Annotated in this window: 1 protein-coding gene; it reads right to left on the bottom strand. The window is 44.1% G+C overall.

Going from position 1 to position 1,837, the window contains the following annotated elements; translation table 11 throughout:
* Positions 1 to 421: 421 nt before the first annotated feature.
* Complete coding sequence (locus tag BK127_RS42060) at positions 422 to 1,708, bottom strand: IS110 family RNA-guided transposase (RefSeq protein WP_076238566.1); 1,287 nt, start codon at positions 1,706 to 1,708, stop codon at positions 422 to 424.
* Between the last annotated feature and the right edge of the window lie 129 nt (positions 1,709 to 1,837).

The following is a 1,837-nucleotide window of genomic DNA, read 5'->3' as shown; positions in this document are numbered from 1 at the left end:
CACTAAACTCCCTCTATGGAGAATCACTTTTCTCTTAAATGCTCATGTTTTCTTAGAATTTGAATGTTTTACTTATTTAACAGATCACTTTTTCATGGAAACAAATTAAAGATGAAGAAAAATATGGGGCTGCAAAAAGCGCAAAATATCTCCACCTAGACCACTTCTCTGTAAAAAATGGTTTCTCCGGTAAAGTATGGTTGCACTTATGGATCTCCACATTGGCTCATGGTGGTCAACCCTCCCATGTCTCACAGAGTCTACGCTCCCACATTCCTTCATTCAACCTGTCCATGAGGTGGAGGTCAGATATGCTGCCCGACAGGATCTTCGTCCGTATGTTAGTTTCGTTCCGACTCATCCGTGCTTTAGTTGTCTGTTGTTTGTTACAACCTCAATTTCTATGAAGAAGCTGTTGCATTTAAGCTGCTAGTGGTACTTCCTTGAATCGAGGGATATCCTGCATCATTTTTTCTTCACTGAATTCATGTCCCTTTTTCATGATCCCGAACAGAATCCGAATGAGTTTGTTACACAGCGCAATCAGCGATTGCATCTTTTTTAATGGATGATCCGGCCGTTTGGTGTAATACTCGTGCAAGGCTCTACATGCTCCGTTTTTCGCAACCAATGGCATGATGACGCGAAAGAGTAAGGCTCGAAGTCGCTTCCTACCTTGCTTCGTAATTTTGGTCTGTCCTTTGTGTTTGCCCGATGTGTTTTCTTTTAAGTTTAGCCCTGCAAGCTTTACGATCTGCTTGGGATGTCGGTATTGGTGAATGTCGCCAACCTCAGCGATGAATCCAGCTATCGTATCTCGGCCAACCCCTTTGATCGCCAATAGTTGCTGAACATATGGGATTTGCTCCATGAGCTCGTCAAGTTTCACATCAAGCTCTGAAAACTTACTTTGAAGATATTCATACTGCGTTAGTAGCAACTGAAGCTCTATCTTAGCTAACTCTGTACCTTGTTTCATACCTACAGAACGGCTGGCTGCTGCTTTCAGGCTCTTCACGCGACCAAGGCCGAGTCCGCGCTTTGCAGCTTCTCTTAGATGCTTCAACAAGATCTCATCCGACAGTGAAACAAGTTCATGCGGAAGCAAATAGAGGCTAAGCATTTGGCGGGCCGACTTGCATTCCCAATCCTTAAATACCGTGAGGAACTCTGGAAAGTACCGGTCCAACCAGTTATGGACACGTCCTTGAACCACGCGCAGGTCAGTCGACAGGTGATCGCGAATTTTCATGGCTTCCCGCAGCTCTGCATAGATGCCTTGGGGAAGATTAGGTACGGCGTATCTCCCGTCTTTGACGAGCTGTGCGATGACTTTAGCGTCTTTGATGTCATTCTTGGTTGGTGAATTGTCGTCAAGTTCTTTGCTTTTCTTCACATGCAGTGGATTCACCACACCGCATAAAATATGCTGTTCTTTAAGGTAATAGGCAAGGTTCAACCAATAGTGACCGGTTGGTTCCATACCAATGATGACGTCCTGAAACCCTTGTTCCATCGTGATCTTTCGGAACCAATCTGCAAGTAATTCAAATCCTTCCCGACTATTCTCAAACATAATTGGCTTACCGTACTCGACTCCGCGGTAATCTTGTGCACGAGCCACATGTTTAAACTTTGCGATATCTACACCTACGATAAGTGTAGAAGAGGTGATTTGATTAATTCGTTCATTTTGAGTAAAATTCATGTTGTAGTCTCCTTGGTTTGTTTTCGGTCCCGTCGCTGGCTAGCATCTAGGACCCATAAACATCATACCAAGGAGCCTTTTTGTTTCTCAACTCTCGTATTTCTTCATTATAGGAATGCTGCCCGTTAC

This window comes from Paenibacillus sp. FSL H7-0331 (genome assembly GCF_001956045.1).
The sequence above is the reverse complement of the archived record's forward strand: the minus strand, read 5'-3'. Positions and strand labels throughout refer to the sequence as shown.

What these genes read in the sequence shown, in the direction of transcription:
- BK127_RS42060 (WP_076238566.1), bottom strand. Translation starts at nt 1,708, where the DNA reads ATGAATTTTACTCAAAATGAACGAATTAATCAAATCACCTCTTCTACA.